This is a genomic window from Streptomyces sp. S07_1.15 (genome assembly GCF_020739505.1).
GTDB classification, from domain to species: domain Bacteria; phylum Actinomycetota; class Actinomycetes; order Streptomycetales; family Streptomycetaceae; genus Streptomyces; species Streptomyces xinghaiensis.
In genome coordinates this window covers 6143535-6156220 of sequence record NZ_JAJBZK010000001.1, presented here as the reverse complement: position 1 = coordinate 6156220, position 12686 = coordinate 6143535, and the positions used below count along the sequence as shown (strand labels likewise).

General features: G+C 73.9%; 11 protein-coding genes. 4 read left to right on the top strand and 7 right to left on the bottom strand.

The genetic code is table 11. The annotated features are described in order from the left end of the window. Positions 1–4: 4 nt before the first annotated feature. Positions 5–670, top strand: coding sequence for a DNA primase (locus LIX60_RS26430; protein ID WP_227961253.1), 666 nt, complete (start codon positions 5–7; stop codon positions 668–670). Beyond that, complete coding sequence (locus LIX60_RS26425) at positions 663–1823, top strand: SRPBCC family protein (protein WP_227961251.1); 1161 nt, start codon at positions 663–665, stop codon at positions 1821–1823. Before LIX60_RS26430 ends, LIX60_RS26425 begins: the two co-directional genes overlap by 8 nt. Positions 1824–2043: 220 nt before the next feature. Here LIX60_RS26425 and LIX60_RS26420 read toward each other — a convergent pair whose 3' ends face one another. From LIX60_RS26420 to LIX60_RS26405, 4 genes are all read right to left on the bottom strand, one after another. Next, positions 2044–4167: a catalase gene (locus tag LIX60_RS26420; protein WP_227961249.1), complete on the bottom strand. Its 2124-nt coding sequence runs from the start codon at positions 4165–4167 to the stop codon at positions 2044–2046. Positions 4168–4237: 70 nt separating this feature from the next. Then, positions 4238–5209, bottom strand: a complete 972-nt coding sequence (locus LIX60_RS26415) for a YafY family protein (protein ID WP_227961247.1) — start codon at positions 5207–5209, stop codon at positions 4238–4240. 66 nt (positions 5210–5275) lie between these two features. Further along, complete coding sequence (locus LIX60_RS26410; protein ID WP_227961245.1) at positions 5276–6199, bottom strand: hypothetical protein; 924 nt, start codon at positions 6197–6199, stop codon at positions 5276–5278. Further along, positions 6196–7464 carry a glycosyltransferase family 4 protein gene (locus LIX60_RS26405; RefSeq protein WP_227961242.1) on the bottom strand — a complete coding sequence of 423 codons (1269 nt, stop codon included), beginning with the start codon at positions 7462–7464 and terminating at the stop codon, positions 6196–6198. Before LIX60_RS26405 ends, LIX60_RS26410 begins: the two co-directional genes overlap by 4 nt. 632 nt (positions 7465–8096) lie before the next feature. Here LIX60_RS26405 and LIX60_RS26400 point away from each other — a divergent pair. Continuing rightward, complete coding sequence (locus tag LIX60_RS26400; RefSeq protein ID WP_227961240.1) at positions 8097–9056, top strand: hypothetical protein; 960 nt, start codon at positions 8097–8099, stop codon at positions 9054–9056. A 206-nt stretch (positions 9057–9262) separates the two neighbouring features. Further along, entirely contained in the window at positions 9263–9535 is a 273-nt protein-coding gene (locus LIX60_RS26395) for a hypothetical protein (RefSeq protein WP_078650008.1), read from the top strand. A 147-nt stretch (positions 9536–9682) separates the two neighbouring features. On the opposite strand, the gene der is transcribed toward LIX60_RS26395, so the two are convergent. The 3 genes from der to cmk all read right to left on the bottom strand — a co-directional run bounded on the left by der (position 9683) and on the right by cmk (position 12619). Next, positions 9683–11143 (bottom strand): ribosome biogenesis GTPase Der, encoded by a 1461-nt coding sequence (gene der / locus LIX60_RS26390; protein WP_227961237.1) that lies wholly within the window; start codon positions 11141–11143, stop codon positions 9683–9685. Between the two features lie 64 nt (positions 11144–11207). Next, positions 11208–11795, bottom strand: coding sequence for a 1-acyl-sn-glycerol-3-phosphate acyltransferase (locus tag LIX60_RS26385; protein WP_227962935.1), 588 nt, complete (start codon positions 11793–11795; stop codon positions 11208–11210). Positions 11796–11893: 98 nt separating this feature from the next. Further along, the gene (gene cmk / locus LIX60_RS26380) at positions 11894–12619 is read right to left on the bottom strand and encodes a (d)CMP kinase (RefSeq protein ID WP_227962934.1); all 726 of its coding nucleotides are present in this window, start codon (positions 12617–12619) and stop codon (positions 11894–11896) included. Positions 12620–12686: the final 67 nt, after the last annotated feature.

The window sequence follows — 12686 nt, the reverse complement described above, 5'->3', positions numbered from 1 at the left end:
GGAGATGAGCGCGATGAACAACCGGCTGGCGATGACGCTGGCCGTGGGCGCGGGCTACCTGCTGGGACGCACGAAGAAGGCGAAACTCGCTCTCGGCGTCGGCGGCATGGTGCTCGGCAAACGGCTGAATCTGAACCCCCAGCAGCTCACCGGGCTGCTGACCGAACAGCTGAAGAACAACCCGCAGCTCGCCGAGGTGCGGGACCAGCTCCGGAACGATCTGCAGGGCGTGGGCAAAGCCGCGGCGACCGCCGTGGTCACGCGCCGGCTGGACGCCCTCTCCGACCGCCTGCACGACCGCACCCTCGGGGTGCAGGACAGTCTCGGCGCGGTCGGCGGGAAGGTGGCCGGCGGCACGATGCCCGGCGGCTCCACGGCCGGCTCCGACGGGGACCGGGACGAGGACGAGGACGAGGCGCACGGCACCGGGGAGGCGGACGCGAAGCGCGGCGCCACCGGGAAGGGCGGCGGCACGGAGAAGGACGAGCGCCCCGCCCGCAAGCCCGCCCGCGCCGCGAAGAAGGCCCCGGCCTCCGGCGCCGGGCGTCCGGCGAAGAAGACGGCCGCCTCAACGGCCTCCTCGACGGCTTCCTCGGCGGGCAAGTCCGGCCGGGCCGCGAAGAAGACCACCGCCCGGCGGCGCACCACGGGAGGTGACGACCGTGGCTGAGCAGAACGGCGGCCCGGTGTCGTCCCTCAAGGAGAACCCGGCTCTCGACCGGCTGAAGCAGGAGGCGTCCGCCTTCGCCGCGGCCCAGGCCCAGCGGCTGCTGGTGTCGGCCGGGGAGAAGCTCGGCGGCGCGACGGCCCGGCTCACCGATGTGGCCGAGGGCCGCGCTTCCGGGGGGTCCGGCCTGGTCAGGCTGGCCGGCGAGAGCGGCAGGAAGTTCGCCGAGGGCAAGGGACCCGTGCGCTCCGCCGTGGAGATCGGCGCCGCGGGCCTCAAGGACAAGGTCAAGGAGGCCGTCACGAGCGGGATGGGCAAGCGCAAGGGCGGTGGCGGCAAGGGCAAGTACGTCACCATCAGCGAGGACGTCGATGTCGGGGTGCCGCTGCGCGAGGCGTACAACCAGTGGACCCAGTTCCAGGAGTTCTCGACCTTCGCCAAGGGCGTGCAGGGTGTGGAGTCCGCCGACGAGACCACATCGAACTGGCGAGCGAAGATCTTCTGGTCCTCCCGCAGCTGGAAGGCCTCCACCACCGAGCAGATACCCGACGAGCGGATCGCCTGGACCTCCGAGGGGGCCAAGGGAACCCTCAAGGGCGTGGTGACCTTCCACGCGCTGGACCACAGCCTCACCCGGATCCTGATGGTCCTCGAGTACTACCCCAAGGGCCTGTTCGAGAAGACCGGCAACATCTGGCGCGCCCAGGGCCGCCGGGCCCGCCTGGATCTGAAGAACTTCCGCCGGTTCGTGATGATGCGCGGCGAGGCGACCGGCGAGTGGCGCGGCGAGATCCGCGACGGGGAAGTCGTCCGCAGCCACGAGGAGGTCCTGGAGGCGGAGCAGGAGGACGAGAACCTCCCGGAGGACGCCCACGAGGAGGACGCCGTACCCGAGGAGGACGGCGAGCCGTCCGGCCCGGACGAGAAGGCGCCCCCCGGGGACGCCGAGGACGCCGAGGACTCCGCGGAGGACGCGGAGGACCCCGACGACGAGGAGCACCCCGAGGACGCCTACGAGGACGAGGAGGAGGACCTCCCGGAGGAGGCCTACGACGAGGACGAGGCCGCCGAGGAGGACGCCGAGTACGAAGAGGACGAGGAGGACCCGGAGTACGCGGAGGACGAGGAGCCCGAGCCCGCCGGCACCCGCCGCTGACCCCCTCCCCGCCGACGGCCGCACGGCCGTCCGGGCAACCACCGCGGCAGACCGCCGCACCGCGGCGCGAGCCCACCGCGGCGCGGGGGCGCCGGCCCCCGAGCACAGGGCTCCCGGATGAGGGCGCCGTACCGGAACGGCGTCCGGTACGGCGCCCTCATCCGTACCCGCAGGGGCCGGGCCGGGCGGGAGCGGCCCGCGCCGGGCGGTCCCCGGTTCCTCAGTGCGCCGCCGGAGTACGCCCCCAGTGCCGGTGCGCCGCGACCGCCTCGGTGAACGCCCGGCCGAAGTCCTCGCCCGGCGGCCCCGTCACCGGATCCGTGACGACCCCCCGGTCGGCCACCATCCCCCCGCCGTTCCGGGCGAGTTCCACCCCGCCGAGGTCCAGCGCACCGAGCACGCCCACCCCCGCGCCCAGTGCCCCGACCGGCTTGCCGTGCCGGAAGGCGTCCCGGACGAACCGCACCGCGGCCGGGTCCGCCCCGACCGCCAGGGCACTGTCCGGACCGCCGGGTACCAGCACCGCGTCGTACAGCACCGCGGCGACGGTGGGCAGGGCACGGGTGACGGGCCTGGCGCCGCCGCCGGCGTCGCGCACCGTGCCGTCGCGCGCGGCCAGTTCCTCGACGACCGCGCCGCCCGCGGCCTCCAGCGTCTCCCGCACCGCGTCCAGCTGGGCGCCGTCCACCCCGTCCGCGACGAGGACCGCGATCTGCCGGGTGGCGATCGTGCCGGGTCCCTTCAGGCTCTCGATGCTGAGCGCCGGGGAGGGCACCGGCCCGGGGGTCCCCTCCGGCTGCTCCGGCAGCGGCACGCCGATGCCCTCGGCGACCGCGGCGGCCAGTTCGTGGTCCACCAGCGCCAGCTGGTCGACGGTGCGGCCGCGGACCCGCACCGAGTTCACCTTGCCCAGCTCGAAGCGGAAGGCCTCGACCATGTGCTGCTTCTCCCAGTCCGCCATCGAGTGCCAGAACAGGGCCGGCTGGCTGTAGAAGTCCTCGAAGCTCAGACTGCGCTTGCGGATCTTGCGCCCGTCCACCCGCTCCTGGAGGTGGCTGTAGGCGCGCGGGTCCGTGGCGTCCGCGATGCCGGGGCAGCCGCCGCCCAGGGAGTTCTTGCCGTAGTTGGCCCCGGTGTGGAGGCGCCCCTGGTGGTAGCCGTCGCGCTGGTGGTTGCGCACCGGCACGACCGGCTGGTTGACGGGGATCTGGGCGAAGTTGGGCCCGCCCAGCCGGATCAGCTGGGTGTCCAGATAGGAGAAGTTGCGCGCCTGGAGCAGCGGGTCGTTGGTGAAGTCGATCCCAGGCACCACATTGGCGGTGTGGAAGGCGATCTGCTCGGTCTCGGCGAAGAAGTTGTCCGGGTTGCGGTCCAGCACCATCCGGCCGATGGGCCGCACCGGCACCAGTTCCTCCGGGATGATCTTCGTGGCGTCGAGCAGGTCGAAGTCGAAGGCGTGTTCGTCCTCCTCCGGCACGAGCTGAACGCCCAGCTCCCACTCCGGGTGGTGGCCGGCCTCGATCATGTCCCACAGGTCGCGGCGGTTGTAGTCCGGATCGCGGCCCTGGATCTCCTGGGCCTCGTCCCAGACCAGCGAGTGCACCCCCAGCTTCGGCTTCCAGTGGAACTTCACGAACGTGCCCCGGCCCCGCGCGTCGACGAAGCGGAAGGTGTGCACCCCGAAGCCCTGCATCATCCGGTAGCTGCGCGGGATGGCCCGGTCCGACATCAGCCAGAAGACGGCGTGCAGCGTCTCCGGCTGCAGCGAGACGAAGTCCCAGAAGGTGTCGTGGGCCGAGGCGCCGGTGGGGATGTCGTTGTGCGGCTCCGGCTTCACCGCGTGCACGAAGTCGGGGAACTTGATGCCGTCCTGGATGAAGAAGACCGGGAAGTTGTTCCCCACCAGGTCGTAGTTCCCCTCCGAGGTGTAGAACTTCGTGGCGAATCCCCGCACGTCGCGCACCGTGTCGGCGGACCCCCGCGGCCCCTGCACGGTGGAGAAGCGCACGAAGACCGGGGTGCGCACCGAGGGGTCCTGGAGGAACGCCGCCTTCGTGAACTCCGCGCAGGAGTGGTACGGCTCGAACCAGCCGTACGCGCCCGCGCCCCGGGCGTGCACCACCCGCTCCGGGATCCGCTCGTGGTCGAAGCGGGTGATCTTCTCCCGGAAGTGGAAGTCCTCCAGCAGGGTGGGCCCGCGCTCCCCCGCGGCCAGCGCGTCGTCGGTGTGGTCGACGACGACGCCCTGGTCGGTGGTGAGCGGCCCGCCCGCGGGGTCGGGGGCCCGGTACGCCTCCCGCTGCCGCTGCTTGGGGTCCCCGGGCCGGTCCTGCTGTGGTGCCATGGCGAGGCTCTCCTTGCGTGTCCGGTGCGTATCCGTCCGTATGCATACGGAATCCGCCGGGTTGCCCCGCTCAGTCCGGTGAAACGCCGAGTGCCCTGTTCAGCCGAGCGGCTATCGGCGCCATGTGCTCCTTCAGCCCGGCCGGCTCCCGTATCTCGAAGTCGAAGCCGAGCGAGGCCAGGTGGGCGACCATCGTCTCCGGGCCGGGCGCCCCGGTCCGGAGCAGGCAGCTGTGCTCGTCGACCGCCTCCAGCGTCCCCATCGCCGGGGTGACGCGCGCCGCGGCCTCCTCCAGCGGGGCGTGCAGCAGGACGACGGCCCGGACGGCGTACGCCTGGGTGGAGACGCCCCGGGCGACATAGGCGGCGAGATCCCCGGCCGGGGGGCGGCGCGGCTCGAACCGCGGGCCGTGCGGCGGCCGGGGCGTGAGCCGGTCGGCCCGGAACGTCCGCCAGTCCCGCCGGTCCACGTCCCAGGCGACGAGGTACCAGCGGCGCTCGGTGAAGACCAGCCGGTGCGGCTCCACGGTCCGCCGGCCCTCCCGGCCCTGGTGGTCCCGGTAGTCGAAACGCACCCGCTCCCGGTCCCGGCAGGCGAAAGCCAGTTCGGTCAGCACGTCGGCGCCGACCGTCGGCCCGCCCCGCCCGCCGAGCATCGGCACCGTGAAGGAGGTGAACGCCTCGACCCGCCGGCGCAGCCGGGCCGGCAGCACCTGCTCCAGCTTGGCGAGCGCCCGGACGGAGGTCTCCTCGATGCCTTCGAGACCGCCGCCGGCCGCGGTGCGCAGGACGACCGCCACCGCGACGGCCTCCTCGTCGTCGAGGAGCAGCGGCGGGAGGGCCGCGCCCGCGCCCAGTTGGTAGCCGCCGCCGGTGCCGGGGCTCGCGTGCACCGGGTAGCCCAGCTCGCGCAGCCGGTCGACGTCCCTCCGGACGGTGCGCGCGGTGACGCCGAGACGATCGGCGAGGTCCGCGCCGGACCATTCCCGGTGGGCTTGCAGCAGGGAGAGCAGACGGAGGAGACGTGCGGAGGTGGCCGGCATGCGGGGTAGTCTCCCAGCCGTCGCGGACAGCTTCCGTCCGCGACGGCCGGTCCGGGCCCGCCGGGTTCAGCCCTTTCCGGGGTCGGGCTCGTGCTCGGGCTCGGTGAGGCGTACCGACAGGTCGTTGTCCACGGTGTAGTACGGGCCGATCAGGGCCGGGCCGTGCGGTGTGGACAGCGGCCGCGCGGGATAGCCGAAGACCGCCTTCTTGTCCGCGATGTCGTCCAGGATCCGGGAGATCCGCACCGCCCCGGCCCCCGCGGCCGGCCGCAGCCACAGGTCCCACGGCTCGTCACCGCCCTGCCAGGGGCCGGCGAACTCCGGGTACGGCAGGGTGCAGGAGAACCGGGTACCGTCGGCGGTCACGGGCACCGTGCGGACCTCGGAGGGGTCGCGGCGGCAGCGCACCTCGACGGCGGCGCCGGGACCCGGCACCGCCCCGTACAGCCGCCCCTCCACCAGCAGCTCCCCGTCCCGCACATGAAGGTCGTCGGCCTCCGCGTGCGGTGAGCGCAGCCAGCTGCGGACGGAGAGGTTGCCGTGCTTGGTGGCGTACGGCAGGCGGACGGCCACCGAGCCGCGGCCCGGGTCGGGATGGCGGTCGACGATCGTGCGCAGATCGTTGATCCCGGGCGTCAGCCGTACCGGCTCGGCGCCGGGGGCCGCCTCGTAGGCGTCCCAGCGCCCCTCCGGCAGCACCACCGTGCTCGGCAGGACGGCACGCAGCCGGCCCCGGCCCGCCGGCACCAGGGGGAGCCGCAGCTCGCCGGCCGCGCCGCCGTTCCGGCCGCCGCGGCGGCGGAGCAGCAGGGCCGCGTCCCAGGACTCGGCGCGCCCCGGGGCCTCGACGTCGAAGGTGAGCCCTCCGGCGGAGTCCGCTATGCAGTCGGCCCTCGGCGCGGCGGGCGCCCCCGGGCGCTCCCCGTCTCCCGGCGCGGGGACGGGCCGCGGGATGCCGGGGCGGAGGGGCAGATCGGCGGAGGTGGTCATGCGGTGCGGCCCCCTCTCAGAGCGGCGGCGGCGTGGACGCGGGCGGCGTAGGCCCCGCCGAGCAGCGCGCCCCGGGTGCGGTGCAGCGAGCTGCGCAGCCGGCCCCGGGTCCCGCGGCCACCGCGCTCCACGAGTTCCCGGAACAGGCTCTCGTAGCGGCAGGCGACCCGGGAGGGGTCGAAACGGGCGGAATCGTCCAGTGCTGCACGGCCCATCCGGTGCCTTAAGGAGTCGTCGTTGATCAGTTCGAGGAGGGCGGTGGCGATCGCGTCCGCGTTGCCGGTCGGCACCAGCCGGCCGTCGACGCCGTTGTCGATGATCTCCCCCGGCCCGTGCGGGCAGTCGGTGGAGACCACCGGCAGTCCGCAGCGCATGGCCTCGACGATGGTCATCCCGAAGGACTCCAGGCTGGAGGTGACGGCGGCGATCGACCCCTTGGTCCACTCGGGGTCGAGCGGATTGGCGGGCCCCATCAGGTAGACGTGGTTGTAGAGGCCGAGGTTGTCGATCAGCCTCCGCAATTTCTCCTTCTCCGCACCGCCGCCGTAGATCCGCAGCCGCCAGTCGGGTCTGACCGCGACCACCTTTCCGAAGGCGCGGATCAGCAGGTCGTAGCGTTTGACCCGGGCCAGCCGGCCGGCCGCGACCACCCATTTGCCGGAGCCGTCGGCGGGCGCGACGCGCGGCTCCGGAACGCTGTTCGGAACCGCCTCCACATGGACTCCGGGCAGCTTGAGCCGGCGCCGGTAGGACGTGGCGTCGGCCTCGGTGACGGTGGTGACCGCGTCGAGCCGGGGGTAGAGCCGCCCCAGCTGTGCGCGCAGCGCGGCCGAGTGGCTGTCCAGGGTCAGATGCTCCTGCCCGACGAGGACCGGGCCGCGCCGGGTCTCCCGGGCGATGTGCGCGTTGAGCCCGGGCCGGGTGCCGACCACGACGTCCGCCTCGACGGTGCGCAGATGCTCGGCGATCCGGCGGTCGGTGAGCCGGCTGTACTGCTTGTAGCGCCCCTCCGCCGTGGGGAACACCCGGGCGGGCAGGCGGTGTTCGGGACTGTCCCCGTCGTATCCCGGGCTGTCCTTGCGGAGGTCCACGAGGTGCCGCAGCCGGACGTGCGGGCCGTGGTCGAACACGGGCGCGTCACGGTGGCGGAAGACGGAGACGATCTCCACGTCGTGCTGCTCGGCCAGCGAGCGGGCGAGGTTGTAGGTGGTACGGATCGTGCCCCCGATGCCGTACGCGTTGTGAATCAGAAAGGAAATCTCCATACGTCCCCGTTTTCCACGGCTTCCACGGTTTCCGCGAAGGGTCCGGCTGGTCCCGTCTCCTCCGCCTACCGAGTGGTTGGACCTCTCCCGGGCGCTTCGGGTTGGGCTCCATGACGATCCTGTGGCACAAGAGATGCGACATCGGTAGCCGACGCGGGGAACTTTCCGAAGCGATAGAACGTCACCATGCCTGTATCCGTTACGGTCTGACGCCGCGTCGGCCATACGATTCACCCCCTTGAGCGACCCTGCCGGCCGCCGGGCGAGGTCCGGGCGGCCCCCGGTCACGGGACCGGTTCCGTCCCGGGCACCGCGTTGCCGGCGGACCGCGGTGCCCGACATCTCCCGGCTGTCCCCCCATAGGCGGGCGAAACACCCGCGGTCCCTGCCGGGAACCACCGCCGGACCGGTGCCGCCGTGCGCCCTCCGCGCACTCCCGCCGGCCCGCGCGCCCGGGCCTGCGCGGGTCGCGGCCGGAGGCCGGTCAACCGCAGGCGCCCGTACAGGAGTTCACTTCCCCTCCCCGCCACGTCCCACGGGGCGGACCGGGCGTGACCCCGGCCACGCGTCACCCGTTGTCCCCCGTGTGGGCCGGATCGCCCGGCCGCCACCCCGAGACCGAGGAGCCTCCCGTGCCGCGTTTGCTCGACGTCAGCGATGACGTGCGCGCCGAGATCGGTGATGAAGAAGCCGACCGGTTGCTCACCGGCGAGAACGCCCCGGGCAGCTACGACTGCACCTCCTGCCGGACCCCCGGCGACACCGGGCAGGAGCGGACCAGCACCGTGCTGTTCGTCGGCGATGAAACCGCCGTACTCGCCTTCGCCCACGCCACCTGCGTGCCGTCCCAGGTGGTCCCGGTCGCCGAGGAGCAGCTGCAGGGCGCCGTGCGCAGCATCACGGGCGGGGAGGGCCGGGAGGCGGCGGCCGCGCCGCCGGTGCCGGCCGGCGCCGCCGTGCCGGGCCCGCCCGCGCTCCCGGACGCCCGCCCGTCCCAGGACGGCCCGCCGCACGACCCGCTGTACGATCCGGCCCCGCACGGCCTGCGGACCGTACCGCCCGCCGGGCCCTTTCCCACGGGTTCCGGCGCCGATTCCGGCGCCGGCGCCCGGCCGGAGCCCCGGCAGGCGGTGATCGGTGTCACCAGCGGACTGGTCCTCGCCGACGGCGCCCTGTGGCCGGGGCTCGTCGTGGAGCCCACCGGCCCGATCGCCCGGCCCGGTTCCGACGGACCCGGCGACGAGTTCCTGCCGATCCTCGTCGAACAGGGCTTCCGGTCCGTGAACCATGTGGAACAGAAGCCGCCGCTGCTGGCCGGGTGGTCGGTCCTGCTGGCGGAGGGGCGGCTGCACGCGGTGCTCCAGCCGGGCAACGGCGGCCCTCCGACGGCGTGGTGGCAGGCGCACGAACCGCTGACGGTGACCGACGGCTGGCGGACCGCGGCCGCCCGGACGGCGAAGGTCCTGGTCTTCGCGGCACCCGCGGGCGCGATCGGCCGGCAGGCCCACGAGGACGTGCTGCGCGAGGCCCTGGACCGGGCGGCGGCGGCCGGTGTGCTGGTCGCCGCGGTGCTGCCGCTGGCGGGTACATGACCTCCGCCGGTTCCGGGTGCCCGCCCCCCGCGGGGCGCGGGCACCCCGCGGGGGGCGTCCGGCCGGCGGACCCCGGGCACGCGCAAAACACCGGAAACGGGCTTTTCCTCACGGAACCGCATCCACCGGGCGCCCGGGTCGTTGGCAGGTACGTGCACTCATACGAACCGCCGGCCCGGCTCCCGTACCCCCACCCCATCCCGGGCATGCGCCCGGCGCGCGAGACCTCCCCGGCGGGCGGGCAGCAGTCGCCGACCCCGATCTACGACTCGCTCTACGCCGAGTACCGGCGCCAGTTCCGCGCCCTGCCCGGCGACCGCCTGGGCGAGGAGGACCTCGGCTTCAAACCCTTCGGCATCGGCCTGCGGGAACCCCGGAACACCTGGGAGCGGGTGCTGCCCCCCGAACCGCTGCGGCGGCACCGGCGGGGTGTGCCGCGGGCCCTGCCGCCCGCCGTGCCGGACCACCGCGCGCGCTGAGGGTTGTCCCGCTCGGGCCGGGCCGGCCCGGATGCAGGGCCCCGGTGCCGCGGACCGCACCGGCGGAGAAGGCCGCCGGGGCGGGGGCCGTGGACACACGCCGGGCGGGGGCCGGGGCCTCCGCCCGGCGCTCCCCCGCCGCCGGGGTCACTTCTTGCGGCCCCGCTTCTCGCGCACCCGGACCGAGATGTGGATCGGGGTGCCCTCGAAGCCGAACTCCTCGCGCAGCCGCCGTTCGACGAACCGGCGGTAGCCCGCCTCCAGGAAGCCGGAGGCGAACAGCACGAACCGCGGCGGCCGGACGCCGGCCTGGGTGCCGAAGAGGATCCGCGGCTGCTTGCCGCCCCGGATCGGGTGCGGGTGGGCGGCCACGATCTCACCGAGGAAGGCGTTGAGCCGGCCCGTCGGCACCCGGGTCTCCCAGCCCTCCAGCGCCGTCTCGATCGCCGGGACGAGCTTCTCCATGTGCCGGCCGGTGCGTGCGGAGACATTGACCCGCGGCGCCCACTGGACCTGCACCAGGTCCCGTTCGATCTCCCGCTCCAGGTAGTAGCGGCGCTCCTCGTCGAGGGTGTCCCACTTGTTGTACGCGATCACCAGGGCGCGTCCGGCGTCGACGGCCATGCTGATGATGCGGGTGTCCTGGACGCTGATGGACTCGCTCGCGTCGATCAGGACGACCGCGACCTCGGCCTTCTCCAGGGCGGCGGCGGTGCGCAGCGAGGCGTAGTAGTCCGCGCCCTCCTGCAGGTGGACCCGGCGGCGGATGCCCGCGGTGTCCACGAACTTCCAGGTGACGCCGCCCAGTTCGATGAGCTCGTCGACCGGGTCGCGGGTGGTGCCGGCGATCTCGTTGACGACCACCCGCTCCTCGCCGGCGACCTTGTTGAGGAGGGAGGACTTGCCGACGTTGGGGCGGCCGATCAGGGCAATCCGGCGGGGCCCGCCGAGTCCGCCGCCGAAGGTCTGCTGCGGCGCCTCCGGCAGCGCCTCCAGCACCGCGTCGAGCAGGTCGCCGGTGCCGCGGCCGTGCAGCGAGGAGACCGGGTGCGGCTCGCCCAGGCCGAGGTTCCAGAGCGCGGCGGCGTCCGCCTCGCCGCTGGGGCCGTCGACCTTGTTGGCGCAGAGCACGACGGGCTTGCCGGCCCGGCGCAGCAGCTTGACCACGGCCTCGTCGGTGTCGGTCGCGCCCACCTTGGCGTCCACGACGAAGACGACCGCGTCGGCGGCCTCGATGGCGAACTCGGCCTGGGCGGCCACGGCGGCGTCGATGCCGAGGACGTCCTGCTCCCAGCCGCCGGTGTCGACGACCTTGAAGCGGCGGCCGGCCCATTCGGCCTCGTAGGTGACGCGGTCGCGGGTGACCCCGGGCTTGTCCTCGACGACCGCCTCGCGGCGGCCGAGGACCCGGTTCACCAGGGTCGACTTGCCGACATTGGGACGGCCGACGACGGCGAGCACGGGGAGCGGGCCGTGGCCGGCCGCGGCGAGATCGCCCTCGATCTCCTCCGGGTCGAAGCCCTCCTCCGCGGCGAGCTCCATGAACTCCGTGTACTCGGCGTCGCCGAGCGCCCCGTGCTCGTCGGCGGCGTGCTGCTGGTCGTTCATGAAGTGGATTCCTCGTTCATCGTTCATCGTCGGCGGACCTCCGAGGTCCGCCCGTCAGTGTCGTTCAGCGGCCAGTGACGCGCCGGGCCTCGGACAGATGGGCGCCCAGCCGGCGCTGGATGCGCTCGGTCGCCGCGTCCAGGGCCGTCCGGGTGCGCCGGCCGGTGCCGTCCCCCGCGTCGAAGGGGTCGCCGAACACCACGTCGACCCTGCTGCGCAGCGGCGGCAGGGCGGATATCGCCCGGCCGCGCCGCTCATTGGAGCCGAGGACGGCGACCGGGACGATCGGCGCACCGGAGCGCACCGCGAAGTAGGCGAGCCCGGCGCGCAGGGAGGCGAAATCGCCCTCGCCGCGGGTCCCCTCGGGGAAGATCCCGAGGACGCCGCCGCGCTCCAGCACCCCGAGCGCTCCGCTGATCGCGGCCCGGTCGGCGCCCGAACGGTCCACTTTCAGCTGCCCGATCCCGCGCAGGAACGGGTCCAGCGGACCGATGAACGCCTCCTTCTTGATCAGGAAGTGCACCGGCCGGGGCGCGGTGCCCATCAGCATCGGGCCGTCGATGATGTGGGAGTGGTTCACCGCGAGGATCACCGGTCCGGTGGCGGGCACCTTCCAGGCGCCCAGGACCCGCGGCTTCCACAGCCCGTACATCAGCCCGACCCCGATGCGGCGGCCGACCGCCGCACCGCTCTCCGAGCCCTTGCCCGCGGCCGCGGCGGCCGTGGCCCCGGCCTGCGCGCGCGCCGTCCTCACGCCGACTGCCCCGCACGGTCCGCGGTGTTCTCCACGAGGGTGACGACGCACTCGACGACCTGCTCCAGCGTCAGTTCGGTGGTGTCCACCTCGTGGGCGTCGTCCGCCTTGGCCAGCGGGGAGACCTTGCGGCCGGAGTCGGCCGCGTCCCGCTTGATCAGCGCTTCGCGGGTGGCGGCGAGACCGGTGGCCTCCTTGCCCTTGAGCTCCCCGCTGCGGCGGGCGGCGCGGGCCTCGGGCGAGGCGGTCAGGAAGATCTTGAGGTCGGCGTCGGGGAGGACGGTGGTGCCGATGTCCCGGCCCTCGACGACGATGCCGCGCCCGGCCCGGGCGATCTGGCGCTGGAGCTCCGTCAGCCGGGCCCGCACCTCGGGGACGGCGCTCACGGCGCTGACCGCGGCGGTGACCTCCCGGGTGCGGATCGGCCCGGCGGCGTCGGCGCCGTCGACCGTGATGGCCGGGGAGCCGGGGTCGGTGCCGGAGACGATCGTCGGCTTGGCGGCGGCCGTGGCCACGGCCGCCGGGTCGTTCACGTCCACACCGTTGCTCAGCATCCACCAGGTGATCGCGCGGTACTGCGCTCCGGTGTCCAGGTACCGCAGGCCGAGCTTGGCGGCCACGGCCTTGGAGGTGCTGGACTTGCCCGTGCCGGAGGGGCCGTCGATGGCGACGATCACTGCTGCCGGAGCGGTCCGGGCGGCGGTTTCCACGGTGACGAACACCTTCCTTGTGTGCACGGGCGGGAGCGGACCGGCGGGAGAGCCTGCCGGAGAACCTTCGGACAAGGTT

Coding starts and splice junctions, on each gene's coding strand:
- LIX60_RS26430 (WP_227961253.1), top strand. CDS start 5: ATGAGCGCGATGAACAACCGGCTGGCGATGACGCTGGCCGTGGGCGCG.
- LIX60_RS26420 (WP_227961249.1), bottom strand. CDS start 4,167: ATGGCACCACAGCAGGACCGGCCCGGGGACCCCAAGCAGCGGCAGCGG.
- LIX60_RS26415 (WP_227961247.1), bottom strand. CDS start 5,209: ATGCCGGCCACCTCCGCACGTCTCCTCCGTCTGCTCTCCCTGCTGCAA.
- LIX60_RS26410 (WP_227961245.1), bottom strand. CDS start 6,199: ATGACCACCTCCGCCGATCTGCCCCTCCGCCCCGGCATCCCGCGGCCC.
- LIX60_RS26405 (WP_227961242.1), bottom strand. CDS start 7,464: ATGGAGATTTCCTTTCTGATTCACAACGCGTACGGCATCGGGGGCACG.
- LIX60_RS26395 (WP_078650008.1), top strand. CDS start 9,263: ATGCGCCCGGCGCGCGAGACCTCCCCGGCGGGCGGGCAGCAGTCGCCG.
- der (WP_227961237.1), bottom strand. CDS start 11,143: ATGAACGACCAGCAGCACGCCGCCGACGAGCACGGGGCGCTCGGCGAC.
- LIX60_RS26385 (WP_227962935.1), bottom strand. CDS start 11,795: ATGTACGGGCTGTGGAAGCCGCGGGTCCTGGGCGCCTGGAAGGTGCCC.